This is a genomic window from Bacillus sp. ISL-39, assembly GCF_018613295.1.
GTDB lineage: Bacteria > Bacillota > Bacilli > Bacillales > Cytobacillaceae > Mesobacillus.
This window is the reverse complement of sequence record NZ_JAGGQM010000020.1, coordinates 25,555-51,590: the sequence shown is the minus strand read 5'-3', so window position 1 is coordinate 51,590 and position 26,036 is coordinate 25,555. Positions and strand designations below refer to the sequence as shown.

The following is a 26,036-nucleotide window of genomic DNA, read 5'->3' as shown; positions in this document are numbered from 1 at the left end:
TATCCAGTGAACATTCTAAGGCAAAAAAAAGCCTGCCAACCCTACGCCGGCAAGCTTTTTTGAAAAATGATTTTTGTACGAATGGCAGTCTAATCGAAAAAAATGTTTTTCACTCGAATGGCAGTTTAATTGTGATAATAGAAATTAACACGACCGGCAATCTAATCTAATAAAAATAATTCTTCCATCATCGGGAGGTTAACTCGAATAATCATTCCTCCACAACCGGCAGCACAATCGATGATGGGTATTTTGAGTTCGACAATATCGTCGCGATTCCGCCGAGCTGATTGAGCAGCTGCGGTGCCGGCGACATGGAGTGCGGGAAGTCGCTTGGCCCGATGGCGACGCGAAGTCTGTGGCCTTCTTTGATGACGAAGTTGCTAGGGAAGATCTCGACGTCCAGCTCCATCACTTCATAAGGTTTGACTTCTTGTACCGCAGTCCTCGTGAATGGATGCCATGGCTGGATGTTCTCACCATCGAGGAAGCGGCTCTTGCTTTCGTCGACTGCCCGGTGCGAAGCGGCAAGCCAGCCTGCAGTAACTTCACGAGAAGAACCATCAGGCGCAACATCTGTTACTCGTACTGACAGAACTAGTTCACGTGCCGTTGTTTTGGCAAAAATCTTAGCGGCGATCGGCCCGGATACGCGAAGGTCAGCATTGACCGGTGCAGTTGTATAGGTGAGCTCGCTCATTTCAGTCAGCCTGTTATCCTTGGTGCATGGGAGGGCATCCGGAATTCCGGCCATCCACTGGTTCGTGCTGCCTGAGCAGATACCATTCAGCGGCTGCTGGAGCATTGTGCTCGATGGCTCCGCATAGGAAGGGGTATCCTTGGTCAACAATTTACCGCTCCGGAGGTAAAACTTTTCAGCTGCCGCCCCCTGATGCGGCCAGCCTGGCTGGACCTCGAAACGATCCTCACCCAGCACATATTGAGTGACATCTGGAATTTTATTGATGTTCGTGTTGATTCCCATCAAATATTGGTCGAACCATCGTAACGCCAGCTGGTCGAGGGCAGGGACATTGTCGGCAGGCAAGGCGCTCCCATAGTTTCCGTGTGTCCAGTTTCCCATCAGCAGCTTTGTCTGGACGCCATTCGCTTTTAATTTTTCATAAAGAAGCGGGGTGCCGCGCTGGAAAAGGTCATGAAGTCCGCCGGTGAAAAATGCGGGAACTTCAATCTGATCGGCAACCGCCAGAGGAGAGCGCAGCTGTGCGGCTGGTCCATCGTATGCGAAGTCGCCGCCTGTAATCGCGGAGCTCAGGGTGCTGACTGGAAAGCCGAGCAATTGTCCTGTATGGTTTAACAAAACCGTCGTGCCCATGATTGGTTCTGACAGAGTATAGGAAGGCGGGAGCAGGCCGCTGCCGGTCACAAGGCCGAGCCAGAGCGGAATGAATCCTGTGTTCACCAATCCCCCGGACATAAGGATGTCGCGGTACATGTCACCCATCGGCACAATCGGAAAAATGGCTTCCAGTCCTTCAGGCTGCTGGGCAGCGGTTAGTAGCTGGTTGATCGCGCGGTAGGAGGAGCCGTACAAACCAACCTTGCCATTGCTCCACGGCTGGCTTGCTGCCCATTCGACAAGCTCCTTGCCATCGCGCTGTTCTGCTTCACCGAATGAATCCCAAGCTCCCTGTGAGGCGCCGGTTCCTCGGACATCGACTACAATATGGGCATAGCCGCGCTTAATAAAATACTCATTAAGGTTTTCTGTGCTGCTTACATTCTTGTTATACGGAGTTTGTGTCAGGATGACCGGGAATGGACCCTGGCCATCAGGCAAATGCACATCCGCCGCTAAAATAATGCCATCCCTCATTGTGATAAAAACATCTTTTTTCGTAGTATAGCTTGAGTACTGCTCCGGTCGGTCGTAAATCGCCTCTTCCCATTCGTTACTTGAAGCAGAAGCCTGGGAAGAACCAAGTCCAGGGAACAGGCTGAAGATGAGGATAAAAGTTAGTGCACGATGGAATAATCTCATGGGCAAGCCTCCTGTAAGGGTTTTACTTTAATCTTACGTAATACCTGTTGGCACTTATATACGATAAATGTCGTGTTCTTAAAATCAACGAAAATAAAACAGTGTGATCCGCCGGGGAATCACACTGTCAAAATTCTATTCGTCGGCTTCTTCACTCTGTCTGTTTGTCTGGTAAGGAAGGGTATCCCAGAAGCTAGTATCCATTGTTTCGATAGAGTCATCTGCAATGGCTCTGACGGCCGCATCCAAAGTAGTAATGGTCTGCTTGATCAGATAGCCGTTGCTCTTCTGGCCTAGCGCATATGGCTCGTAATAATGATCGGACATGCCGCGCATTTCGAATAATAGAGTCGAGATGTCATAGCGGACAGCCGCTCCGTTACGGCCAATGTTCTCACCGGTACCGCCGCGATATTTGCCAATATGACCCCAGCCGGTATCCTCAAGCGCATTGTATACGACTGCACCAAGCTTCTTTGAGCCTTCAAGCACATCTGGCTTCACATTTTCATTTGTAGGATAAAGAATCGATCCAGAAACAAGTTCACCATCTGTTTCACTGAGAGTGCCCTGGTGATGAAGATCGATCATGTAATCGATATCATATTTGGCAAAAACATTCTCGTGAAGCGCGCGGGCCTCTGGTTCCATCTCGCTCGTTTGCTTGGCATGCTCACGGTTAAGGTCAACCTCGTTCGCATTGTAACGTGTCAGGTGACGGTTGCCATCAGCATGGTAATCTTCAAGCGAGAAGTCGACATCGCCCATTGCTCCGTCAGCGTTCAGCATCGGAATTACAAGGATGTTCACATTATCAAGTACATCACTAGTTTTACCAGTGCCTAAATGCTTGATGAACTCAAGCGCACCCTCAGTTGTCAGCTGCTCGTTTCCATGCTGCTGCGTGAGGAACAATATCGTTGGATTTTCCGGGTTTGAAATATACTTTGCCATGTGAATATCGCGGCCCTTGACTGTCTGGCCAATGACTTCGAGCTCCATTGCCTCTTGTTTGGCATCCTGAGTCTTTAGATAATCTACTAAACTTTCATATGTATGCAAAATCGATGTTTGTACGGATCCATTTCCGGCACTCGGTCCATTCCCGACTGCACCTGCAGGCAGGGCTACCGCCGTCACCGCGCCAAATGCCATCATGCTTGATAAAGATACGGATAATACCTTCTTTTTCAATGTCATTGTCATTCCTCCTATTATTCTGGATTCCCCTCTATTTTACGGAATATTGTAAAAACAATTAATAGAGTAAGATGCCCATTTTATAGACAAATTTCGGGATCCTAAATAAGTAGTTTGGATCGAGTTTAATCTTTGGAAAGTTGGGTTATATAGGAAAAAAGTAATTAATGAGCAAGGAGGATTGGAAGGGGAAATAAAAAAGCGTGCTAAACGGCGCACGCTTTGGTGGGATCTTTCTAATTTAAATTTGACGCTGGAGCGGAAAAGAAAAACAAAGAAAAAAGCCAGGAATCCCAGCTTCTAGATTTTCGTCAGTTCTTCCTCAAAATAAAAGGTGCTCGGATATTCTTTTACAGTGTATGAATATCTTTTCATGTTTTTCACATATTGGGATTTCATGATTGTCACTGTTTCACCGGATTCTTTAATATTGACCATTTGACCTGTTTTGTAAAGGTTGCTTGCGCTCTTCAATTACCCACGCCCTTTCATGTTCCCTTCATTATACCACATTTTCTGGCTCACTATTGTTATTCCATTATGGTCTTTAGTACGTTTATTTATAAAACCCTATTTTTGGAAAATTCCTTAATACTTGCACTATCCTTATAATTCTGTTATTCTTAGGAAGAATTATTTTTGTTCGGTATGTAAGGAAAGAACATGCACTGCTTGATTCGCCTAGATATCACTGAGACAAGAATAGTAACAAATTGTGTGGATATCACACTAGGAGGCAACAAAAATGGAAAACGGTAAAGTAAAATGGTTTAACGCAGAAAAAGGTTTCGGATTCATCGAGCGCGAAGGTGGAGAAGACGTATTCGTACACTTCTCAGCTATCCAAGGCGAAGGCTTCAAGACTCTTGAAGAAGGCCAAGAAGTTTCTTTCGACGTTGAGCAAGGTGCTCGTGGACCACAAGCAGCTAACGTTACAAAACTATAATAACGGATTAGCCCATACAAACAAGCTCTGAGTCATCAGAGCTTGTTTTTTTATGTCCAGGAATAAAAAAATCAGTAAAAAAACCCCGCTCATAATGAGTGGGGTTTAATGCGGTAAAGCAATGGTTGTTTTTATTATAGCATACCTTTTCCAGCCGCTGTTAAAATTTTTTTCTGTTCATAAACTTTGTTGCCTGCACGATCAAAAGTAGGGTACTAATCCAAATCAAATAGAGTCTCCTTAGAAATAAACTGAAAATGCCGATAACACCCTTTATTGTTTGATAAAATGATATAGTTTTGTAGAAAAATCTGAATTTTCCATTGAAGTATCCATACAGGGAGTAGATAATAACCATATAGGTATATATTCATAAAATGGAAATTCCCGGGGGATGCAATGGTAGAGTTTGTAAAAGATTTGATTCTGCATTTTTCAATTATATTATCACTCGGTTTCATGTATAACTTTCTATGGATGCAAAAACGTTCGGTATATAAGAAGCAAGTCTTTAAAATGGCGATTTTAGCAGCACTGTTGATGACCATGGCATTGCCTGTAAGATTTCATGGCGGGTTGGAATTCGACTTGAAGCTGATCCCTGTTTTCATTGCCTTTTTTTATCTAAGCAGGACGGATAGCTTTTTGCTTGTGGCTGTCCTGTTGTTATTGCAGGGGTTTGTTGGGATTGACAAGCTTGCCGTCACGTCCGTGAATTATATCGTCATATTGATTTTATTTTTTTCGATTGAAAGAGTATATAAAAGTACAACTGTTAACAAAAAAATCGCGCTTGGCCTCTTTGTTTATGGCCTAATCACAACGACAAGACTTACGGCAATGGTTAACGCCGGCCATGCGGGGGATTACCTGTATTTGCTTGTATTTTCAATCGTATCTTTCGTTGCGCTATCGGTATCCATTTATATCATTGAAATGACCAATTTACAGCGGAAATTGATGCATGAGCTTCACAAGGCTGAGAAATTCTCAGCCATCAGCCAGCTGGCTGCATCGGTTGCCCATGAGATTCGCAATCCAATGACGACAATCAGAGGATTCATGCAAGTCCTTCAAGGGGAAAGGAATTTGAATGACAACCAGAATCTCTTTATCTCAATTTCACTTCAAGAGCTTGATCGTACCCAGACAATCATTGACAATTTTTTATCTTTGGCCAAACCAAATACAGGCACCATGGCAAAAATAAATCTAAGTGAACTCTTAAAAGAAACGATTGATTTCATGAGATCCTATTCCCATCTTGCCAATACAGAATTGGTAGCGGCGATTGATAAGGACCTTTGTATCAAAGGCGATGCCCATGAAATCAGGCAGGTTTTTATCAATATCCTGAAAAATGGCATTGAAGCAATGCCCGCAGGTGGAAGCATCTACATCATCGCCAAGGTGGACAGGGAAAATGTAAGAATCCAATTCCGTGATGAGGGCGTAGGCATGAATAAAGAACAGCTCGGCAGACTCGGCCACCCTTACTACTCGACAAAGGAAAAAGGTACAGGTCTCGGAATGATGATTTCCTTTGATATCATCCAGAGGATGAGAGGAAAAATCAATGTCGAAAGTAAAGAAGGAAAAGGCACCACATTTACGATCTTGCTGCCATGCGAGTAACTGAGAATATATCCGTAAAGAAGGGCTCTATCGGCCAAACGGAAGGCAAAAGCGAGAGAAAGTGTCCGATAGGAGGGCTCTATCGGCCAAACGGAAGGCAAAAGCGAGAGAAAGTGTCCGATAGAAGGGCTCTATCGGCCAAACGGAAGACAAAAGAGGAAGAAAGTGTCCGATAGAAGAGATCTATCTGACAAGTGGAGTCCAGTATAAGAAATTGTATCTGAAAAAGAAGGCGAGTAGCCTTCTTCTTTTAGAATGGGCCTTTTCGCAAACTTTGTTGCCGGAGTTGGCAGTCGCCTCCGCATTTCTCTGTTGGAAGTATTTTTTAGTGCGTCGAAATACACTGTTAAGCTATAATAATTTTTAAAAGATTTTCATAATTGTTTTCGCGGGAAAGGGGAAGGACTACATGTCTGATTTTAATACTTATTTTTTGATGAACGCTGATGAGGTCATTTCATATGTGAAGGAAAAGACCGATTTTTTTGATAAAGATGCTGAATTGAGCTGTAAGGAAATTGGGGATGGCAATCTGAATTATGTTTTTCGTGTCATTGATAGGAAATCGGGTAAATCTTTGATTGTGAAGCAGGCTGGTGATACAGCGAGGATTTCCGATGAGTTCAAGCTGTCTACAAACCGGATCAGGATTGAGTCCAATGTGCTTCAGCTTGAGGGTGAGCTGGCACCAGGATTGGTTCCTGATGTATACCTATTTGATGATGTAATGAACTGCTGTGTGATGGAGGATCTTTCTGATCATACAATCCTGCGTACAGCGCTTAATGAAGGCCGTATTTTCCCGAAGCTTGCGGATGACCTGACGACTTTCATGGTCAATACGCTTCTGCTGACATCGGATGTGGTCATGGAGCATAAGGCGAAGAAGGCGCTTGTCCAGGACTATATCAACCCTGAATTGTGTGAAATTTCCGAGGACCTTGTATACTCTGAACCTTTTACGGACCATAACAGCCGAAATGATCTGTTCCCGGCCAATAAGGAATGGATTGAAGAGAATATATATGGCGATGATAAATTGCGATTTGAAGCTGCAAAGCTGAAATTTGCTTTCATGACCAATGCCCAGGCCCTTGTGCATGGTGATTTGCATTCAGGTTCTGTTTTTGTAAAAGAAGATTCTACAAAAGTGATCGATCCTGAATTCGCGTTTTACGGACCAATGGGCTATGACGCTGGAAACGTAGTGGCCAACCTGATGTTCGCCTGGTCGCGTGCATATGTAACAAACGCTGATAAGAAGTATGTTTCCTGGCTTGAGGAAACGATTAAAGATACGGTGAACCTTTTTGCGGAAAAATTCCTGGCTAGCTGGAAGGACAATGTCACAGACGTCATGGCAAAGGAGCAGGGCTTCGACCGCTGGTATCTGGATTCTGTCCTTCAGGATACAGCGTCCGTAACCGGAATGGAGATGACACGACGTATTGCAGGGTTGGCAAAGGTGAAGGATTTGACGACGATTGCTGATGAAAAGCAGCGTGTTACAGCGGAGAGAATTTGCCTGTCAGCGGCAAAGCAGTTCATCCTGAATTCTGCAGACTACAAAACAGGAGAGCAGTTTTTACAAGTACTAAAGGATTCAGCTTCTAGGCATAATATGCGATAATAAGACGTTCCCTATCTAGATTTTTAGAGAAAGAGAGGCGCATCATATGTTGCTTCTGGAAGAACGGATGAAAGTCGTAGAATACGGCAAGAAAATCATTTCAAGCGGCCTGACGAAAGGGACGGGTGGAAATATCAGCATTTTCAATCGGGAAAAGCAGCTGGTTGCCATCAGTCCGAGCGGGATTGATTATTACGGAACGAGGCCTGAAGATGTGGTGATCATAAATTTGGATGGTGAAGTCATCGATGGCAGCAAAAAGCCGTCGAGCGAGCTGGACATGCATTTGATTTTTTACCAGCGCCGAGATGACTTGAATGCACTTGTCCACACCCACTCGCCATACGCAAAAACGATTGCGACCCTTGGGTGGGACATCCCGCCGATCACATATTTAGTGGCGTTTGCCGGTCCGAATGTAAGATGCGCTCCCTATGCAACATTCGGGACGAAGGAGCTTGCTGAAAAAGCATTTGAAGGCATGGTGGATAGGAGAGCCGTGCTATTGGCGAACCATGGCATGATTGCCGGTGCCCATAATATCGAAACTGCTTTTACGGTCGCTGAGGAAATCGAATTCAGCGCCCAGATTTATTACCAGGCAAAAGCGATTGGTGAGCCAACAGAGCTTTCTGATGAAGAAATGGAACGCCTGTCAAAAAAATTCGAGAGCTACGGGCAGAGATGACCCTCTTTTAAGAGGGTTTTTTCTATGCTATCAGGCTCTGCAATAAAAAATAGAGGGGCACAAAAGTACTAGATTATGCTATGATTATTTAAAAGAAAAAATTGGTCTTAATGGATAGTTTTACTAGAGGGGGACAGGCTGGCTATGAGAGCAAGGACTAGGAAAAGTGAACCTTTTTCATTTGACAAACTGAAGGAATTTTTCACTACTGTGCTGCTGCATCTTAGTTTTTATGCCTTCATCGTGTTTCTCGTGATTTTTTTTATGGATAATTTCAGCTAGTACATAAAAACACAGCTGCCGTGACTGGCAGCTGTGTTTTGTTCTTCTTTAGGATTAAAAACTATCCTTGGTTATGGATGACTATATATGTTTTATTAATCCAGCTCCAGCGCCTAGCCCCTCGAGACGCTTCGGTCCGTCCAATGAAGTCAAAGAACGACTTCACCGGTCGGCCCTCCAGCGCTTGTCGGGGCTGACCAAGGCGCTTCCGCTTTTTGTTTTATTATGGATTCAACGGGTTGTCGCCATTATGAGGATCCATAGGGTTATTGTTTCTGTTCTGGTTCGGGTTGTTCAAGTTTGGCGGTGTTCCAGGGTTCGGATTCTGGTTCAGATTGTTCAAGTTCGGCGGTGCAGCAGGATTCGGGTTGACTGGGTTGTTCTTTTTCATTTTTTGCTGCTGGACCGCTGCCTGGTCAATGCTGGTTTTTTCGATTTTTTCATCGAACTTGGTCAGGTATTTGGAAGCGAAATTTTTGCCGCCAAGACCGAAGGCCAGTCCGAAAGCGAGCGCCAATCCTCCAAGTGTCAGGATGAAGGCTGCGTTCACGATCGCAGGTGCGACTCCAAGCTGGTCGAGTGCCATGAAAACAGCGATGGTGATGATCGCGTATTTTGCGACTGTTGCCAATACATTCGAAGAATCACCCTGCAGGATGCTGCTGAGTACTTTCTTCGCAAGACCGCCAAGCCATAGGCCGACACCAAGAATGACAATTGCGGCAATGACATGCGGAAGATACGCAATTACACCACGGGCAAGGTCGACGAAGAAATCAAGCTTTACGACATTCAATGCTTCGGCTACGAACAGAAGGACTACGATGACCTGGACGATATAGCCGACAATATCAGATAAGCTTAATGTATTTGGACGATTTGCTGCGCTGCTCAAGCCCATGCCTCTAAAATAAGAGTCGAAACCGATTCTTCTTAACAAATCAGCTGTGAATTTTTTCAGCCATTTTCCCAGCCATAGACCAATCATGACAAGGATGATGGCCACAACGATATTCGGAATCATCGTCAGGATGTCATTCAGCATCGCGATTGCTGGTCCGGAAATTCCATCGACATCAAGACGCTCAAGAGCGGCGATGACTGTCGGAATCAAAATGAGTACGAAAGCGACCGTGCCGATCACGCGTGAAAGGCTCGTGCCTTCAAACAAGCGGGAAAGCCCAAAACGCTGGACTAATTTTTCAGTGCCAATGCTTTGCAAGAAGTTGGTCAGGATATCGCGGACAATTTTTGCAACAAAGTAGCCGACTAATAGAATCAGCGCTGCCGCAAATAGTTTAGGAATGAATGAGAGGATTCCCTCAATCATGTTTTCGAATGGCTCCGAAACGCCTTGCAGGTCAAGTGCAGACAATACAGCCGGCAATGCCATCAGCAATACCAGATAGAATACGATATTCGCAACTGTGTCTACCGCGTTTGTAGTCTGCTGGTTGTCGTTGGTAAGCTTGTACTTGCTCAGTTTTTCATGGACACCGAGCGACTTGCCGCCTTTCTGGATCAGGAATTTCAGACCTGAAGCGATCAGCCAGGCAAATAAGAGAATCAATCCTGCTTTCAGGATGTTCGGAATTGCTGCCGCAATTGTTGAGAACATTCCGACGAGCGGCTCCGTCAACACATATAAGTCTAAGATATTCAGGAACATGATGAAGACAAATACTAGAATCAAAATATAGACGATCTTACTGATGATTTTCTCAGCTGAATACTTCTTATTATTTACATTTGAAAAAAGCTTGTTATCAAGGCTGGTTTTCTGCAGCCCCTTGTACACTGCTTTTTCGATTAATTTTGCGACAAGCCATCCGACAAGCAGGACTGCGAGCGCAATCAGCACATTTGGCAGCTTGCCAAGAATGCTGTCCCAGCCATTGTGAAAATTATTGTTCAAACTCCTCACTCCTTATTTAATTGGACTTTAAAGTTGGGCTGCGAAATGCGTATTGATAAGAACGAGAATGGCTGCAGCCCTTAACCCGGTAAATAGTCATTAGTTAGCTAGCAAGCTTATTTTAATCTACCCAATTGATGTTGTTATAAACAAAGAGGAGCACATTGGCTGGTTAAAGGATAGGTCTGCACAATATCGCAGATAAATTGAGGTTGGAGGAGGAAGATACCAAAAGGATTAGTTGGGTTATAAGTTTTCATTTTTGAGAAAGTGATAAAATTTAAGAAAAGAGCTTAATAAAAAGGCATGAAAAAAGTGAAACCTAAGCCTAACTCATTCGTCTTAGCATTAAACTGAAGTTGGGGTGAGAAATGTGTGAAAAAGATCAGGGAAGAAGGCCTATTAGATCAGGATGCCTGGCTGGAGATTATTATGAATGAGTACGGTGAACGGCTGACAAAGTTAGTTTATAACTATGTGAAGGACTGGAAGCTGGCGGAAGATATTGTCCAGGATGTATTCATTGTATGCTACAAAAATTATGACAAAATTGATGAATTGATCTCCTTTAAATCATGGATTTATCGATTGGCTATTAATAAATCAAAGGATGTATTGAAGAGTTCGGCGTTTCGAAAAGTAGTGATGAATTCAAGCTTGTATTCTCTTTTTTCATCGAAGGAATTGTCGCCAGAAAGAGATTTATTGAAGCGCAGTGAAGAAGAGTTTCTTTCTTTGTGTGTATTATCTTTGCCTGTTAAATATCGGGAAGTGGTTACGCTTTATTATTATGAAGAATGTTCGATTGAAGAAATCACAGGAATATTAGAAGTGAACCCCAATACGATCAAAACCAGATTGAGCAGAGGCAGAATGAAGCTGAAAAAAATGATGGAGAGGTGGGGATATAATGGAGGGCAAGCTTAAGCAGCTGCGTAACGCGATGGATTCGACGACCCACAAAGGTGTTCACTTTACGGAGTTCCAAAAAATGAATATCAGGAGAGCCGTCCTTAAAGATAAAATTGAGAAGCAAAAAGGCCCCAATAAACTAGTTGTATTCGCCATTTCCACTTTTGCCATTTGTTTATTAGCCTTCTTCGTTTCTACCGAGCTTTTGGTCAACCAGGATCATGAAATGATAAATGGTGCTCCAACTGCTCCTGAGCAGTGGGAAATACGACATGACTATAAGGAGAATCAAGCTACTAAATTCAGCATATTTCCTGATCCAAAATTGAAAGCAGCAGCACCCTATGGTTATATCTTTAGTTTCGCAGAACCTTTCGACACATATAAAGGAAAGGATCTTTCTATTTCTGCCATTCATAAAGAAACCGGTGAAAGAATACAAGTTGTACCGGCTCAGGAAATAATAGAACCATCGCCGGGATACCCAAGTTTGCAGCGTTTCTCGATTACATTCAAAGTGCCTTACGATGGCTTGTGGAAGTATGAGGTTTATCTGGATGGCAAAGCCTATGGCGATGTAGTTGTCAGTGTGGCTGAAAAATCAGAAGACGCCCCTATTACTCTACCCGAAGATATACCAGATTTTGTTCAAATAAGTGAATTTGAAAATATTGATTGGTCGCGAAAAGCAGTGGAGTTCGGTGACAGAGGCATTCTCGGGAATGAAAATAAGTCAGGGGTTATAGGTGCTGACATGCCAAGTCTAAATGGTCAAAAGTGGATGTGGCATCTATGGGGTGTAACGGATGTGGACTTGACAATAGTGGGATATCATAGAGAATCCAAAACAGTCCATAAAATTACGAATGGAATGGGATGGACAATCCGTGCTTATGGTCCAAATAACGGGGCAGATGCGCATACACCCTCATCAGTTAAAATTCCTCTAAAGGGAGAATGGGCAATTTTGCTTTATGTTGATGGTAAATTATTCGATCAATTAATTTACGATATAAATGAATGATCATTCTTTATAATCTTTTCTTCGTCGCCAAGAGGATACAGATTGGATCATACCTTTGAGATCAGGAGTTCTAATTGTGCTAGATTGTTTCAGCCTCTAATATCAACTAGTTCAAAAAAATGCTTGAAGCTAATGTAGGCTCAAGCATTTTCTATTTGTGTTTATGCTTTTTTCGATCTCTTCAAATAAGCGTAAATTAAATACCCAGCAATGACAACGACTCCGAGGGCGATTGTCAGCATCGCGAAATTTTCTTCGATGAATGGCATGGCTTTGTCGCCCAGTGCGACGATGATAGCTGCTTCAAGGAAGAAACGAAGGCCGCGGCCGATGATTGACCAGATAATGAGCGTCGGAATCCTAACGTTGGAGATTCCGGAAAAAATCGTGAAGACCTTATATGGAATAGGAGTGAAACCGGCAATCAGAATAGCCATTGCACCGTATTTTTCGAAATAGCGTTCGACCAGGACAATTTTCTCTTCTTTTATAAAATAACGCAAGATTGGACGGCCGACTCTTTTGCCGATATACCAGCCAAGCAGGGCACCGAGTACAGAACCTGCTGTTGTGATGAAGGCATACCAGAGTGCCTTGTCAGGATTGGCAATACCCATAGGGATCATCAAAACATCGGGAGGAATCGGGAAAAAGGATGATTCCAGGAAGGACACGAAGAATAATCCCCATGAACCAAATTCAAGCAGCCATTCTTCTATCGCGTGAATCCATTCAGACATGAAGCAGTATCTCCTTTAAGTTGTTATAGTAAAGTCGTGAAAATAAACCTAGTTAGAAGTATACCATTTTTACTTCTGCCAGAGCCAATTATTTCAGAGAGGGATGAATAACTTCAAACTCATCGTTTTCTATATCGTCAACCATATAAAAAGATAGGTCGCTCACTCTTTATTTATAGGGTGAAAGTGGTACTCTATAAAGGAACTCGATTGGAAGAGGAAGTTGTCTATGGAATACATACTTTATTTGCTGCTGGGCGGCCTGATCAGTGTCCTCTCTGGTTTTTTCGGGGTGGGAGGCGGCTTTATCCTGACGCCCATTTTATTATTGTTAGGCTTTTCGCCGCTTGAGGCAATCACAACCAGTTTGTTTTTTACAGTGGGTACATCCATTTCGGGAATTACAGCCCATATCCGCCTGAAGAATATCCTCTGGAAAGAGGGGTTGATGATGGGGTTGAGCGGAATTGCCGCGACGCAGCTGGCAAGGCCGCTGGTGTATGCCCTTGAAGCGAGGGGATGGGATGAAATCGTCATTCCGTTCCTCTATATTGTGCTGCTTGCTTATTTTGCGGTAAAAATGATCCGCCAGGGAAGAAAGAAAGACGAGGGAATCCCTGCACCTGCAAATTTTTCACTGCCAAAGCTGTTGGCCGTTGGATTCCTCGGCGGCTTCGTCTCGGCAACGCTTGGTGTGGGCGGCGGTTTTATCATCGTTCCGCTGATCATTACATCGCTGGGCTTCAATCCAAAAAAGGCGGTCGGAACGAGTTTATTTGCGGTATTGCTTATCGTATCAGTTGGGTTCGTTTCCTATGCGGTCAATACGGAGATCGATTACTTCATTGGCCTGATGCTGATTGCTGGCACGCTAGCCGGCTCCCCATTCGGCGCAAGAATGACTGGTTATTTTGAAAACAGGGAAATGAACGCGATGCTCGGAATCCTTTATCTTGTCACGCTGGCGGGAGCGGTCCTGAAGCTATTTGACCTGAATAAAACAGGGCTGTGGATCATGGGCATATTCATCGTGTATTTTTTTGCACGCTCAATTCTTAAAATAAAGACAACCAGGAAAATGGAAAAAGGCTGAGCTGCTCAGCCTTTTTTCTAATTATGCCTCAGAGGTGAATGGATGCTTAATGAACTTAGGAAGCTCCATCCCTGGTCTCTTTTTAACAAATAATGCTCCGTCTCTTTTAAAAGGAACGCGCTGATATTGGAGATCACTGTCATCGGGTGTGAAGTGGAATTGAACAGCATCTGTGTCTCCAAAGATCGGGATAATGTCTTTAATGTCTACAGGCGCTGTGCTGATGAGATCATACAATTGGATCGTCCCGTTTTCCTTCGTGAAAATAACAATAGAGTCTTTTTCTGCATGATAGTAAAGGTGGTCAGGAAAAACATTCAGAACATGAAACATCGTAATGCCGGCCGAATTTGCCGTCGAAAAAGCCTGGGAAACCGGCAATCTTCCATAAACCGCTTTTTCGATAAATTCAAGGTCGCGTGCCAACTCGAGTTTTCTCAAAACAAATGGGCTCTGCCCAGCAGAAACCTTTGTCGAATATAGATACTCTTCAACTTCTTCAAATCCGAATCTCGGATAAAAATCGAGCACACTGTCATTGGCGAACAGGTAGATAAAATCATATATTCCCTCGTACGCATCCAAAACATGATTCATCAGGCTTGCTGACAACCCCTTGTTCCGATATTCAGGATGGGTCATGACAGTGCCAATCTGCAGGGCTTTATAGCTTTTTCCTTCAATGATAAAATCGAGGTCGTTAACCGATACATTGGCCGCGATCCGGTCCCCGTCGGCATAGGAAAACGGGATGTATCGATTACCCCAATAGCCCTTTTCATGCCAGCTGGTAAAATCAATGCCGAAAATGTCAGCGGCCAGCTGGATAAAACTATTCCTCAAAACTTCATTCTCGCGGTAATGGCTTACTAGCTTCATATTTCAAAACTCCTGTCTCTCGAAGCGAACATATACGTTTTATGATGGAATCGGATTCCATAGATCAACCCCATAGCGAGCATATTGCCCATGAGCGAGCTTCCGCCATAACTGATGAAGGGCAGCGGGATGCCGGTAATCGGCAGCAGCTGGATCGTCATCCCGATATTCTGGAAGACGTGAAAGGTGATCATGCTGATGACTCCCGCGCTGATGTAGGTATTGAAAGGGTCGTTCGTATCTAGTGCCGTTTTTGTCAAATGGTAGATTAGCAGGAAGTACAGGCCGATGACAAAGCTGCCGCCCACAAAGCCGAATTCCTCACCGATGACACTGAAAATGAAGTCCGTATGGCTTTCAGGTATATAGACTTCGCTCCCATTCAGGCCTTTCCCGGTAAGCATGCCGGAACCAATGGCACTGAGTGATTTTAATAGATGGTACCCATATTCGGGGTAGCTCTCAGGGTCAAGCCACGCATAAATGCGCCCGAACTGATAGGTTTTTACCCCCAGGTATTTTTTCAGGATTTCTGGTTTCCAGATGACAAGATACAGGATACCGGCACCTAGTGCAGCTCCACTGCCATAGAGCGGAAGGATGATCTTCCAAGTGATGCCTGACACCAGGATGATCCCGGTGAAAATCGCAAGCACGACTAGAGAGGTGCCCAGGTCGGGCTGAAGCATGATCATTCCAAGTGGCATGGCGGTTATGAAGCCAAGCTTGATGAAAAGCAGGAAGTCAGTTTGAAGAGTCTTGATCGAATGTTTCTTATGGTGGGCATAGATCGTGCTGCTCAAGGCAAGAATCAGAAAGACTTTCATGAATTCCGAAGGCTGGATCGAACCGAATGGTTCGATGAAAAACCAGCTTTTTGCGCCATTCCTTTCCTCTGCTATGCTGGCAGGAGCGAAAAACAGGAAGATGAGCAGGAAGACTCCAAAACCGTACAAATACCAGCTAAGCTTGCGGTACTGTTCGCTGTCGAACATCATCACAACACCGATGATCCCCGACCCAACGACATACCAGAAGATTTGTTTATATAAAAAGTTCTGTCCAACATATTGGCCTGTTCTCTGGGCGCTGTAAATCGCGAAGCAGCTAGTCAAAAAGAACAACAGTAAAAGGAGCGTCAATGTCCAGTCAAAACGATCAATTTTTTTTAGAGGCTTCTCCATTTGCCACACCCTGTCCGATACGTTTCTACAATACTATGCTAGCAGAGATGAAATATCCTTACAATCCCTGATGAGGTAACATTTTCCTGTAAATAATGGCTGTTTTCGTAAAGATTATAGTTAAAATCCTAAAGCCGACTTTAACGTGATAAAAGGCATTTTGTAAGTCGGTACTAAGTTTGTAAGCTCTTTTCTCATATTAAGCGTTAATTTTGTGAAGAGACTTAGGTAACTCAATCCTATTTTGTAGTCAATAGCAACAAAGTTTGAGAAAAGAGCCTAAATAATAGACGAATAGTAAGGAAGAATAGTTTCTTTTTTGGCGGGGATTCTTTTACGGGAGAGGCAGATAATAATTATGTTTTTGAAGAGTCAGAATAAGATATTTTCTGCCGTTTTTGTTAGAATGGAAGAAGTGTTATTTTGTACGGAGCCGCTGGCAATTTTGCAGCTGAGAATTTTTCCAGGAGGTTTTGCCTTTGAAAAAGAACCATCCTTACAGCAGGGATTTACTATATGTCCATATGAACGAACGAGACCAGTATGTGCTCTCACATGGGATTGAATTCCATGAATTCGCCAGATCATTGTCTGATTCGCTCAACCATCTGCTGCTGTTGAAGCATCGCTATGAAGATGGTGAGTTCAACAGACATACTTTATTTGAGTATGTACCTGAGGACAGCGTCGAAAAACTGGTTGGAGCCAATGTCCATGCATTCGGGGATTTTTGCTGGATCGATTTTGAGGAAGTGGAAGCACTGAATGTGCTGTCTGCCCAGGAGATCGCTGAGCTTCTATATCTAGGGCATATTAAGCACCATTTGAAACTGCCCTTCTATAATCAGCTTAATAATCGTTTTGTGTTTCTGTCCACTGAAGATGGCTGGTATAACAAAACCTATTACCGAAATCTCAATGACTTTTTCCGCATGCTTGGCTATGTCCTGTCAGGAAAACTGGGGGAAATGAAGCCGGAAAAAACGCTGCTCGGAATCCGGAAAAAGAAATCCTATCCTTTTGTCAGCAAGGAAATCCTGAAATCATTGATACCAGCCTTGAAGGAAGGGGCGGTTTTTTCGCTGAAGAACATCCAGCAAAACCGCAACAGAATTGAAATACCAATCTGGGTCATCGGGGATTTTGCCAACATGGATGACATGCATGATGAATATAAGAAAGCAAGCCGCAGCAATCCGGATGGCAGGATTGTCTTCGATAAAAAAGCGAAAGAATGGAGCTTGTTTGCCCAATAAAGCTGTTTTCGGAAAGATTGTTGTTAAAATCCTAAAGCTGATTTTAACGTAATATAAAGCCATTTTGCAGGTCGGTATTAAGTTGCATGCTCATTTCTCATAAAAAGAGTCAACTTTGCGAAGAAACATAGGTCATTCCATCCTATTTTGTAGTCAATAGCAGCAAAGTTTGAGTAAAGAGCCCCCAATAAAGTCGAAAAAGCAAAAATTTTGAAGCGGTTTTTGGCAAATCGTGTATAATTGGATGTAGCGGAAAATTACATATCGAAATGAACAGGTGTCTTTTAAAAGAGACTTAATAGGGAAGTTGGTGAAAATCCAACGCGGTCCCGCCACTGTAAATGAGAGCAAGCTGCAACTGCCACTGTACAAATGTATGGGAAGGCGCAGCGAGCATTGACCATGAGCCAGGAGACCTGCCTGTCCATTGCACCAACAAACTTACGAGGATAGGGAGGTGCCGACAAGCTCTATGTCTTTTATGATGATAAAAACATTTGCTTACTCGGACATCTCCCCTTCAGGTGGAGATGTTTTTTTGTGTTTTGGCTGTGTTAAAGCCATACTTAACAAAGTTAATCGAAAAATTTGGAGGAGAAGCGAATGAAGAAGTTATTAATGATGATGGTGGCTGCAGCCATGATCCTGGCAGGCTGCGGTACCGAAGCACAGCCCGAAAAGAAGGAAAGCGAAAAAGCCGCACAGGAGCAGAAGACGGGATTCCCTGTCACGGTAAAAGACGCAATTGATGAAGAAGTGGTCATTTTAGAAAAGCCTGAAAGGATCATTTCTCTGATTCCGAGCAACACGGAAATTGTCTACGCACTTGAGAGCGGAGAGGCGATTGTCGGCGTCACCGATTTCGACAATTATCCAGAGGATGCAATGTCGAAGGAAAAAATCGGCGGAATGGAATTCAATATCGAGAAAATGATTTCTCTGAAACCTGACCTCGTACTTGCCCCCGGTTCGACCGCGGACACTGCAGAAGCAGGCCTTCAACAATTAAAGGATGCGGGAATTGCTGTTGTCGTTGTGAATGATGCACAGTCATTTGAAGAAGTGTATCAATCAATCGAGATGATTGGCAAGGCCATTGGCGAGTCAGAAAAGGCGGATGAGCTTGTAGACAAGATGAAAAATAGTTTTGCGGAATTAAAAAAGAAAGCTGAAACAATCAAGCCGGAAGAGCAAAAGACGGTCTTTGTGGAGGTCTCACCAGCACCGGAAATCTACACAGCCGGCAAGAACACTTTTATCAATGAAATGCTTGAGCTGATTGGTGCAAAGAACGCTGCCGGAGATATGGAGGGCTGGCCGAAGGTCGACCCGGAAGCAATTGTTGAGCGTAATCCTGATGTGGTTGTGACAACCTATGGATACTATACAGAAAAGCCAGTTGAGCAGGTGCTTGCACGGCAGGGCTGGAATAATGTGAAAGCGGTCAAGGAGCAGCAGGTTTACGATGTCCACTCCGACCTTGTAACCCGTTCAGGTCCAAGGCTCGCTGAAGGAGCAGAGGAGCTTGCAAAAGCCATTTACCCGGACATTTTTAAATAACAAATCAATCGCCTATCTAATCACGGCGGTGTTTTTGATCATATCGATGCTGCTGGGCATATCCATTGGTACGGTTTCCATTCCTGTACCAGCCATTATAGAAATCATTGTTGCTGAAGTTTTCCGCTTTCAGGGACAGGGAATTGATCCGATGCATGCAAGTATTGTCATGGATATCAGGCTGCCGCGTGTGCTGCTGGCAGGGCTTGTCGGTGCGTCGCTGGCGATTGCCGGTGCCGCGTTCCAGGGCCTGTTGCGCAATCCACTGGCAGATCCCTATACGCTTGGGATTTCATCAGGTGCCTCCATCGGCGCAGTCGTTACTCTGTTTTTCGGCATTTCGCTGCCGCTGATCGGTGTCTTCACATTGCCAGTGCTAAGCATTTTGTTCGCCTTCGCCACCGTCTTGTTTGTACTGTTTTTTGCCCGCAAAGTCGACAGACTGCTCAGGGTGGAAACAATCATCTTAACCGGAATCATCTTAAGTTCATTTCTGGGTTCATTCATTTCTTTGATGATTGCCCTTTCCGGCGAAGAGCTGCGGCAAATCATCGGCTGGCTGCTTGGCAGCGTGTCGATGCGCGGCTGGGAATACATTAAGATTATTTTTCCTTTCTTTATGATTGGTTTAGTGATATTGCTTGCCAATACAAGGGAATTGAATGCAATGTCCTTTGGTGAGGAAAGGGCACAGCATCTCGGTGTCAATGTCGAGCGCCGCAAGCTGCTGATTTTGCTGTCGGGTTCTCTTTTAACAGGATCGGCCGTAGCTGTATCAGGAACGATCGGATTTGTCGGTCTCGTCATTCCACACCTGACAAGGACAATCTGGGGTCCGGACCATCGCCATCTGCTGCCGTTATCCGTCCTGATTGGCAGCGGCTTCCTGATCCTCGCAGACCTGATCTCAAGAACGATTATCGCCCCTTCGGAATTGCCGATTGGCGTGATCACGGCATTAATCGGTGCTCCGGTTTTTGCATTCATTTTAATGAAAAATCGCAGGGAAAGAAGTGCAGGCCGATGATCACAGTGAAGAGTTTGACAGGCGGATATGCAGGCGGCGAGGTCCTGAAGAATATCAGTTTTGAGGTAGGAAAAGGGGAGCTGTTCGGCATCCTGGGCCCAAATGGAAGCGGGAAGACCACACTCTTAAAAATGATCAGCGGCGCTTTGGAATTCAGGGAAGGTGCCATTGAGCTGGATGGCCGGCCATTGACCCAGTATTCACCGAAACAGCTTGCCAGGATGATGGCAGTCCTGCCGCAGCATGCGGATCAAGCCTTTTCTTATAGTGTAAAAGAAACCGTCTCGCTCGGCCGCTATGCACACCAGAAAGGCTGGTTCAATAGCTGGCGAGATGAGGATGAAGAGATTGTCCAGGAGGTAATGGAACAGACGGGCATCACCCACCTTCAGGAAAAATCAATCACAGAACTATCCGGCGGCGAAAAACAACGAGTCTACCTCGCGCAGGCACTTGCGCAGCAGCCGAGGATTCTGCTGCTCGATGAGCCTACGAACCATCTCGACCTGAGTTTTCAAAAAGAGCTGCTGGACTTGCTGAAAAAATGGGCATCCGAACAGGGGTTGACTGTCGTTTCGATTTTCCATGACTTGAACCTGGCATCATTATATTGTGACAGGCTGCTTTTGATGGAAAACGGTGAGGTTCTGATTGTTGATACTCCTGCTGAAGTTTTAAAAGAAGAGCGAATCAAGAGTGTCTATAAGACGCAGATCAAAAACCACCCCCACCCGGAAATTGCCAGGCCGCAATTGCTGCTGGTTCCTGAAGCGGACGTCGGTCATAAGGATAACCTCAAGATTGATGCCAGGTATCTTGACGTCGGGCAAGACCGGATTGTTCTGCAGTCACCGGTAAAATTGCGGACAATGTCCTCGGGAATAACCGGTGCCGGGATCGGGTGGCACAGCACGTTCGTGCACCGGATTGTACCGATGGAGTATGACTGTAGCGACCATAAGGCGGAGATGGCCGAGTATTTGCAGGAAAATGGATTTCTTCCAAGCGAAACTGTTGGGATGATGACGGCTGTTTCAGCAGACACAGCATCATACCGTCTTTTTGAGGCAGACGGTATGTCGATTTTCATTCTGGTTTCCGCTGGGCACACTCATCGGGACAGACCACGGAATATCAACACCTGGCTGTTCATTAACCACAGGATTTCCGAGGAAGCTTTTATCCAGAGCGCAATGACCGCGGCAGAAGCGAAAATTAGTGTTTTGCAGGAGCTAGAGGGAAGCGGGGCAGGTATTGCTGGCCAGTCAGCTGGCATTTCTACGGATAGTATCTGCATCGCTGCCACCCAGCAGGGAGCAGCAATTTCTTACGCAGGCACGGCGACTCCGCTCGGCAAGCTGATCAGCGAGGGAATTTATACCTGCACGAAGGAAGCGATATTGAAGTATAGAGTTAGTAAAAGCGCGATTGAACATAAATGAAGGAAACCCGACATTCCATCTCGAATTTATTTTTAAGAGGTGATGATGATGGAATTGAAAATGGGCTATGTCATTTTATATGTTTCCGATCTGGAAAAAACGAAGCAATTTTACGGTGAGCTGCTTGGCCTTAAACTTCGCAATGAATTTGGGACCTATATCGAGTATGAAACTGGCAACACCGTTCTGTCGATGAACACCCGGGAAAGCGGCCGCGAGATCACGACGCTCCCAATCCCGGATGGAGTAAGGAAGGAACAAACCTTTGAGCTCGGATTTGTTACAGAGGACGTCCATGGCGCTGTGGAAAAATTGCGGGCCGCCGGAGTCCCGATCCTGCTCGAGCCAACCGAAAAACCATGGGGCCAGGTCGTCGCCTATGCAGCCGACCCAGATGGGCATTATATTGAGATATGCACCCCGATTGGGTGAAAAACAAGTCCTGCAGTTCATTGAGCTGCAGGACTTTGTTATTTATGGTGAGCTAATGAGACTGAGTATTAAGTTATAGTGGCTCTTGAGGCCAACATGTGCCCGAAACCGGAAAGGAGCGTTGAATTCGGTAACAAGTAAGGCCGGCATGTGCCCGAAACCGGAAAGGATCGGTAATTTCGGTAACAAGTAAGGCCAACATGTGCCCGAAACCGGAAAGGATCGGTAATTTCGGTAACAAGTAAGGCCAACATGTGCCCGAAAACCGGGAAGCCTCGTGATTTCGGTAACAAGTAAGGCCAACATGTGCCCGAAACCGGAAAGGAGCGTTGAATTCGGTAACAAGTAAGGCCGGCATGTGCCCGAAAACCCGAAAGCCTCATGATTTCGGTAACAAGCAAAATCATGCGTTTAATATAAGTTGCAATTAACTAAGGAACACATCTATCAAATGCTGAAATCACAAGAATTCCTTCACCGGTTTCTTCGCAAGTAGTGCAGCTGCCATCCCAAGCACCGGAAGGATAATGGACATCAGCAGAATTTCCTCATACCCGGCAAAATAATCGTAGGCGAGGCCAAATGGAAGAGGACCCAAGGCGGAACCAAGCACAGTGACGGTCATAGCCGACCCTTTGATACTGCCAAGCGACTTCCGGCCAAAAAAGCTAGGCCATACATAGTTCAAGGTAATCCTTTCGAAGCCCCCGCTGATTCCCCATAATACCCCGAATGCAATCGCGATTGCTGTTTGATCAGCTGCCAGCAGCACGAGGATGAAAATGATTTCCCCGGCGAAAATTCCAGCCAGGACGTACTGTACTTTTACCCGGTCCAGCAGCGGTCCTGCAATCAGAGTGACCGGAAACCCGATCAGTGCCATCAAGCTTAATACTAGCGCGGCAATTCCCGGCGAAATCCCATTTGTTTTAAAAATAGAAATCAAATGAAAAGTAAGTCCAGTGTTGACGAGAGCCGGAATACCCACGCAAAAAAGCAAAAGCCAGTATGCGCGTGTTTTGACTGCTTCCTGGACTGTCCAGTTCACCTCTTCAAGAGGATTGCTTGTTCTGTTTGGGTCAGCAGAATCATTTGTCCAATCAGGCTTAATTCCATCTGGATATTCACCAATATCCTCCGGTTTGTTTCGAATTAAAAAATAGGCCAGCGGAACAAAAACGACGAGAAGCAGGACACCCCAGACCTTCCATGAAAAGCTCCAGCCCCAGTTGGCAACAAGCCAGGCATTAAATGGCGGAAGCGCCGCTGAGCTGGCAAATCCGCCGATGGCCATCAGGCTCATTGCCTTCCCGCGTTTCGTAATAAACCACTGCGGAACCAAGGTGTTTGGAATCAGGCTCATCGAACCCTGGCCGAGGACACGGATCAGGAAAAAGCCAATGAACAGCATCGCAGTATTAACGACCATACTGTTCCAGAAGCTGGCCAGTGCCAGCCCGATGCCAACGATAACGGACATTTTTCTTTGTCCCCATTTATCAACGAAGCGGCCGACAAAGAACATACAGATTCCGGCAGCAAGGGTCGCAAGTGAGTAGACTGCGGATACATGCGAACGGCTCCAGCCAAAATCTTTTATGTAGGAATCAATAAATACGGAAACCGAGTATGTCTGACCCGGGCCAGAAAAAAATACGCCGAGCCCTGCGATGAAAACGATGACCCAGCCATAATAAAAATTTGTCTTGAATGGAGCGGATAATCCTGATGTCTTCATGTAAAAACCTCCCAGAACATCATATCAAAATTGTCCTTTCAAAAGCTTGCGAGAAGCAGGCAATATTGCCTGATTTACATTTTAAGGTTTTTACCTTATCTATATGAAAAAAGAAGATAACAGTCGATATTTGAAGAAAAACAAACAATATAACGCTTACAATGATGGTTGCTCATTTTTATAAATATGTTATGATAAATCCTGTTTTTATCGGACCCGGCTTGCTTGAGAGTAGGAAGCCACAAAAATATTTTAAGGGGTGTTTACTTGAATACTAATACAATTAAAGAACAATGGTTTGGCAACGTCAAAGGAGATGTCCTTGCTGGAATCGTCGTCGCGCTTGCTTTGATTCCTGAAGCGATCGCCTTTTCGATTATTGCCGGCGTTGACCCAATGGTAGGACTTTACGCTTCATTTGCGATTGCTGTGACAATCGCGATTGTCGGCGGCCGTCCTGGCATGATTTCAGCAGCCACCGGTGCGATGGCGCTGCTGATGGTAACGCTTGTTGCTGACCATGGTTTGCAATATTTATTGGCAGCTACGATTTTGACAGGAGTCCTGCAGATTCTGTTTGGTGTGTTTAAATTAGCACGGTTTATGAAGTTCATTCCACGTTCAGTTATGATTGGCTTCGTGAACGCACTTGCGATTTTGATTTTCATGGCACAGTTAGAGCAGTTTGTTGACGCAACATGGGTAATGTATGCGATGGTGGCAGGCGCACTTGCGATTATTTATCTATTGCCGCGTGTTACGAAAGCAGTTCCTTCACCACTTGTAGCAATCATTGTTATTACATTAGTAGCAATCATGACCAACAGTGGTGTTAAGACAGTTGGTGATATGGGTACTCTTACATCTGCTTTGCCAGCATTTCTGATTCCTGATATCCCATTCAACCTTGAAACGTTAAAAATCATCTTCCCATATTCATTGGCTTTGGCGATTGTCGGCTTGCTTGAATCTTTGCTGACTGCCCAAATTGTTGATGATATGACAGATACTTCTAGTGATAAAAATAAAGAAAGCCGCGGCCAGGGGATTGCGAATATCGTTGCTGGATTATTCGGCGGTATGGCAGGCTGCGCAATGATCGGCCAGTCCGTAATCAATGTTAAATCTGGCGGCCGAGGCAGATTGTCTGCACTTGTTGCTGGTACTTTCCTGATGTTCCTGATTATCGTTTTAGGAAACATTGTTGTACAAATTCCGATGGCAGCCCTGGTTGGCGTCATGATCATGGTATCAATCGGAACATTTGACTGGTCATCAATCAAAGGAATGGCAAAGACACCTGTAACAGATTCAATCGTTATGGTTGTTACTACTGTCACAACTGTGTTTACACATGACCTATCAAAAGGTGTATTTGCGGGAATCATTTTGAGTGCGATTTTCTTCGTAGCGAAAATCTCCAAGGTGAAAGTCACATCAACATTTGATGTCGCAATGAATCGCCGGACGTATTTTGTAACAGGACAAGTATTTTTCGCTTCAGTAACTGACTTGATTGAATCCTTCGATTTGAAGGAAAATGCAAAAGAAGTTGTCGTCGACCTGACACATGCCCATGTTTGGGATGACTCAGCCGTTGCGGCAATCGATAAAATTGTCATCAAACTAAGAGAGAACGGAACAGTTGTCCGTCTGCACGGCCTCAATGCCCCAAGCTCTCACTTGATTGACAAACTAGCCGTTCACAAACAGGAAGGCGCCAAGCTTTCCGGACATTAAAATGTAATATATATTTTGGGAAAGCACGTTGACGAATCAGCGTGCTTTCTTTATATATAATATAATGGAAATCAATGTAGGGGGAATAGCATGTTTAAGAGAATCTTGCTCGCTTCTGATGGGTCGGACCATTCAGTGCGTGCGGCGAAAAAAGCGGTAGAGCTGGCAAAGTTAAGCGGCGATAGTGAAATTACAGTTGTTTATGTTGTCGATGGGCAGACTTCCAAGGAAGATGTCCTTCACAATCCAGATCGTACAGTAGTCGAGGAAAAAAGAAAAATCAGGCTCCAGCCGGTAACAAACCTGCTAGAAGAAGAGAGTTTGAACTTCAGGTTTGAAAAATTGCTCGGTGAACCAGGCCCGGCCATTGTTGACTATGCCAACAAGAATGCATTCGATGTCGTCGTTGTCGGCAGCCGCGGTTTGAATGGACTGCAAGAAATGGTCCTTGGCAGCGTCAGTCACAAAGTCGCAAAACGAGTGAAAGCACCGGTATTAATCGTAAAATAACCAGCGTTCAGGCCAACCTGAGCGTTTTTTTCTTTAAAGGTGTTTATTTTGTAGGGTAATAGGCCGGATAATTTCTAAAAAGTTTGTAATGATGGCGGCATCTTAGTTTTTTTATAGCGAGAATTTTATTTATATAGCGGAAATCCAAATAATATAGCGAGAATCCAAATAATATAGCGAGAATTTTATTTATATAGCGAA

22 protein-coding genes and 1 riboswitch are annotated in these 26,036 nt (G+C 44.7%); of the genes, 14 read left to right on the top strand and 8 right to left on the bottom strand.

Translation table 11 applies throughout. The features are described 5' to 3' along the window. Positions 1–211: 211 nt before the first annotated feature. The 3 genes from J7E37_RS15460 to J7E37_RS15450 all read right to left on the bottom strand — a co-directional run bounded on the left by J7E37_RS15460 (position 212) and on the right by J7E37_RS15450 (position 3,676). Positions 212–2,002: a CocE/NonD family hydrolase gene (locus tag J7E37_RS15460; protein ID WP_215024869.1), complete on the bottom strand. Its 1,791-nt coding sequence runs from the start codon at positions 2,000–2,002 to the stop codon at positions 212–214. A gap of 135 nt (positions 2,003–2,137) precedes the next feature. Next, complete coding sequence (locus J7E37_RS15455; protein WP_215024866.1) at positions 2,138–3,202, bottom strand: M14 family zinc carboxypeptidase; 1,065 nt, start codon at positions 3,200–3,202, stop codon at positions 2,138–2,140. A 300-nt stretch (positions 3,203–3,502) separates the two neighbouring features. Next, a complete protein-coding gene (locus J7E37_RS15450) occupies positions 3,503–3,676 on the bottom strand; it encodes a hypothetical protein (protein WP_192472923.1) in 174 nt (57 codons plus the stop codon). Between the two features lie 271 nt (positions 3,677–3,947). On the opposite strand from J7E37_RS15450, the gene J7E37_RS15445 reads away from it, so the two are divergent. From J7E37_RS15445 to J7E37_RS15430, 4 genes are all read left to right on the top strand, one after another. Further along, positions 3,948–4,148 (top strand): cold-shock protein, encoded by a 201-nt coding sequence (locus J7E37_RS15445; protein ID WP_023626356.1) that lies wholly within the window; start codon positions 3,948–3,950, stop codon positions 4,146–4,148. Between the two features lie 399 nt (positions 4,149–4,547). After that, the gene (locus tag J7E37_RS15440; RefSeq protein WP_215024863.1) at positions 4,548–5,783 is read left to right on the top strand and encodes an ATP-binding protein; all 1,236 of its coding nucleotides are present in this window, start codon (positions 4,548–4,550) and stop codon (positions 5,781–5,783) included. A 409-nt stretch (positions 5,784–6,192) separates the two neighbouring features. Continuing rightward, complete coding sequence (mtnK, locus tag J7E37_RS15435; protein WP_215024860.1) at positions 6,193–7,413, top strand: S-methyl-5-thioribose kinase; 1,221 nt, start codon at positions 6,193–6,195, stop codon at positions 7,411–7,413. 46 nt (positions 7,414–7,459) lie between these two features. Then, positions 7,460–8,101: an L-fuculose-phosphate aldolase gene (locus J7E37_RS15430; RefSeq protein ID WP_214779463.1), complete on the top strand. Its 642-nt coding sequence runs from the start codon at positions 7,460–7,462 to the stop codon at positions 8,099–8,101. Positions 8,102–8,606: 505 nt separating this feature from the next. Here the strand turns inward: J7E37_RS15430 and J7E37_RS15425 are convergent. Next, positions 8,607–10,298 carry a mechanosensitive ion channel gene (locus J7E37_RS15425; RefSeq protein WP_215024857.1) on the bottom strand — a complete coding sequence of 564 codons (1,692 nt, stop codon included), beginning with the start codon at positions 10,296–10,298 and terminating at the stop codon, positions 8,607–8,609. Positions 10,299–10,673: 375 nt separating this feature from the next. On the opposite strand from J7E37_RS15425, the gene J7E37_RS15420 reads away from it, so the two are divergent. After that, the gene (locus J7E37_RS15420) at positions 10,674–11,225 is read left to right on the top strand and encodes a sigma-70 family RNA polymerase sigma factor (RefSeq protein WP_215024854.1); all 552 of its coding nucleotides are present in this window, start codon (positions 10,674–10,676) and stop codon (positions 11,223–11,225) included. Next, positions 11,209–12,234: a hypothetical protein gene (locus J7E37_RS15415; RefSeq protein ID WP_215024851.1), complete on the top strand. Its 1,026-nt coding sequence runs from the start codon at positions 11,209–11,211 to the stop codon at positions 12,232–12,234. The genes J7E37_RS15420 and J7E37_RS15415 overlap by 17 nt, the downstream gene beginning before the upstream one ends. Before the next feature lie 161 nt (positions 12,235–12,395). Here J7E37_RS15415 and J7E37_RS15410 read toward each other — a convergent pair whose 3' ends face one another. Beyond that, on the bottom strand, positions 12,396–12,974 hold the full coding sequence (locus J7E37_RS15410; protein ID WP_214779455.1) for a YqaA family protein: 579 nt from the start codon (positions 12,972–12,974) through the stop codon (positions 12,396–12,398). A 229-nt stretch (positions 12,975–13,203) separates the two neighbouring features. Here J7E37_RS15410 and J7E37_RS15405 point away from each other — a divergent pair, with 229 nt between their 5' ends. Beyond that, positions 13,204–14,067: a sulfite exporter TauE/SafE family protein gene (locus J7E37_RS15405; RefSeq protein ID WP_214779453.1), complete on the top strand. Its 864-nt coding sequence runs from the start codon at positions 13,204–13,206 to the stop codon at positions 14,065–14,067. 21 nt (positions 14,068–14,088) lie between these two features. Here the strand turns inward: J7E37_RS15405 and J7E37_RS15400 are convergent, their stop codons facing one another. Both J7E37_RS15400 and J7E37_RS15395 read right to left on the bottom strand, forming a co-directional pair. Further along, positions 14,089–14,946: a GNAT family N-acetyltransferase gene (locus J7E37_RS15400; RefSeq protein ID WP_214779451.1), complete on the bottom strand. Its 858-nt coding sequence runs from the start codon at positions 14,944–14,946 to the stop codon at positions 14,089–14,091. Continuing rightward, positions 14,943–16,130: an FtsW/RodA/SpoVE family cell cycle protein gene (locus J7E37_RS15395; protein WP_214779449.1), complete on the bottom strand. Its 1,188-nt coding sequence runs from the start codon at positions 16,128–16,130 to the stop codon at positions 14,943–14,945. The genes J7E37_RS15400 and J7E37_RS15395 overlap by 4 nt, the downstream gene beginning before the upstream one ends. A gap of 479 nt (positions 16,131–16,609) precedes the next feature. On the opposite strand from J7E37_RS15395, the gene J7E37_RS15390 reads away from it, so the two are divergent. The 5 genes from J7E37_RS15390 (at position 16,610) to J7E37_RS15370 (ending at position 21,847) form a co-directional block, all read left to right on the top strand. Then, entirely contained in the window at positions 16,610–17,386 is a 777-nt protein-coding gene (locus J7E37_RS15390) for a hypothetical protein (RefSeq protein ID WP_214779447.1), read from the top strand. 258 nt (positions 17,387–17,644) lie between these two features. After that, positions 17,645–17,824, top strand: a riboswitch (cobalamin riboswitch). A 165-nt stretch (positions 17,825–17,989) separates the two neighbouring features. Then, positions 17,990–18,946 (top strand): ABC transporter substrate-binding protein, encoded by a 957-nt coding sequence (locus J7E37_RS15385; RefSeq protein WP_215024848.1) that lies wholly within the window; start codon positions 17,990–17,992, stop codon positions 18,944–18,946. Next, positions 18,912–19,973 (top strand): FecCD family ABC transporter permease, encoded by a 1,062-nt coding sequence (locus J7E37_RS15380; RefSeq protein ID WP_215024845.1) that lies wholly within the window; start codon positions 18,912–18,914, stop codon positions 19,971–19,973. Before J7E37_RS15385 ends, J7E37_RS15380 begins: the two co-directional genes overlap by 35 nt. After that, positions 19,970–21,415 (top strand): heme ABC transporter ATP-binding protein, encoded by a 1,446-nt coding sequence (locus J7E37_RS15375; RefSeq protein ID WP_215024842.1) that lies wholly within the window; start codon positions 19,970–19,972, stop codon positions 21,413–21,415. The genes J7E37_RS15380 and J7E37_RS15375 overlap by 4 nt, the downstream gene beginning before the upstream one ends. A 48-nt stretch (positions 21,416–21,463) precedes the next feature. Further along, on the top strand, positions 21,464–21,847 hold the full coding sequence (locus J7E37_RS15370) for a VOC family protein (RefSeq protein ID WP_214779439.1): 384 nt from the start codon (positions 21,464–21,466) through the stop codon (positions 21,845–21,847). Between the two features lie 460 nt (positions 21,848–22,307). On the opposite strand, the gene J7E37_RS15365 is transcribed toward J7E37_RS15370, so the two are convergent. After that, the gene (locus J7E37_RS15365) at positions 22,308–23,585 is read right to left on the bottom strand and encodes an MFS transporter (protein ID WP_215024839.1); all 1,278 of its coding nucleotides are present in this window, start codon (positions 23,583–23,585) and stop codon (positions 22,308–22,310) included. 267 nt (positions 23,586–23,852) lie between these two features. Here J7E37_RS15365 and J7E37_RS15360 point away from each other — a divergent pair, with 267 nt between their 5' ends. Beyond that, positions 23,853–25,325, top strand: coding sequence for a SulP family inorganic anion transporter (locus tag J7E37_RS15360; protein ID WP_214779435.1), 1,473 nt, complete (start codon positions 23,853–23,855; stop codon positions 25,323–25,325). A gap of 90 nt (positions 25,326–25,415) precedes the next feature. After that, positions 25,416–25,835, top strand: a complete 420-nt coding sequence (locus J7E37_RS15355; protein WP_214779433.1) for a universal stress protein — start codon at positions 25,416–25,418, stop codon at positions 25,833–25,835. Positions 25,836–26,036: the final 201 nt, after the last annotated feature.

Bases quoted from the DNA above. Each gene is read 5' to 3' on its own strand.
- J7E37_RS15460 (WP_215024869.1), bottom strand. From the start codon at position 2,002: ATGAGATTATTCCATCGTGCACTAACTTTTATCCTCATCTTCAGCCTG.
- J7E37_RS15455 (WP_215024866.1), bottom strand. From the start codon at position 3,202: ATGACATTGAAAAAGAAGGTATTATCCGTATCTTTATCAAGCATGATG.
- J7E37_RS15445 (WP_023626356.1), top strand. From the start codon at position 3,948: ATGGAAAACGGTAAAGTAAAATGGTTTAACGCAGAAAAAGGTTTCGGA.
- J7E37_RS15440 (WP_215024863.1), top strand. From the start codon at position 4,548: ATGGTAGAGTTTGTAAAAGATTTGATTCTGCATTTTTCAATTATATTA.
- mtnK (WP_215024860.1), top strand. From the start codon at position 6,193: ATGTCTGATTTTAATACTTATTTTTTGATGAACGCTGATGAGGTCATT.
- J7E37_RS15430 (WP_214779463.1), top strand. From the start codon at position 7,460: ATGTTGCTTCTGGAAGAACGGATGAAAGTCGTAGAATACGGCAAGAAA.
- J7E37_RS15415 (WP_215024851.1), top strand. From the start codon at position 11,209: ATGGAGGGCAAGCTTAAGCAGCTGCGTAACGCGATGGATTCGACGACC.
- J7E37_RS15410 (WP_214779455.1), bottom strand. From the start codon at position 12,974: ATGTCTGAATGGATTCACGCGATAGAAGAATGGCTGCTTGAATTTGGT.
- J7E37_RS15405 (WP_214779453.1), top strand. From the start codon at position 13,204: ATGGAATACATACTTTATTTGCTGCTGGGCGGCCTGATCAGTGTCCTC.
- J7E37_RS15400 (WP_214779451.1), bottom strand. From the start codon at position 14,946: ATGAAGCTAGTAAGCCATTACCGCGAGAATGAAGTTTTGAGGAATAGT.
- J7E37_RS15395 (WP_214779449.1), bottom strand. From the start codon at position 16,130: ATGGAGAAGCCTCTAAAAAAAATTGATCGTTTTGACTGGACATTGACG.
- J7E37_RS15385 (WP_215024848.1), top strand. From the start codon at position 17,990: ATGAAGAAGTTATTAATGATGATGGTGGCTGCAGCCATGATCCTGGCA.
- J7E37_RS15375 (WP_215024842.1), top strand. From the start codon at position 19,970: ATGATCACAGTGAAGAGTTTGACAGGCGGATATGCAGGCGGCGAGGTC.
- J7E37_RS15370 (WP_214779439.1), top strand. From the start codon at position 21,464: ATGGAATTGAAAATGGGCTATGTCATTTTATATGTTTCCGATCTGGAA.
- J7E37_RS15365 (WP_215024839.1), bottom strand. From the start codon at position 23,585: ATGAAGACATCAGGATTATCCGCTCCATTCAAGACAAATTTTTATTAT.
- J7E37_RS15355 (WP_214779433.1), top strand. From the start codon at position 25,416: ATGTTTAAGAGAATCTTGCTCGCTTCTGATGGGTCGGACCATTCAGTG.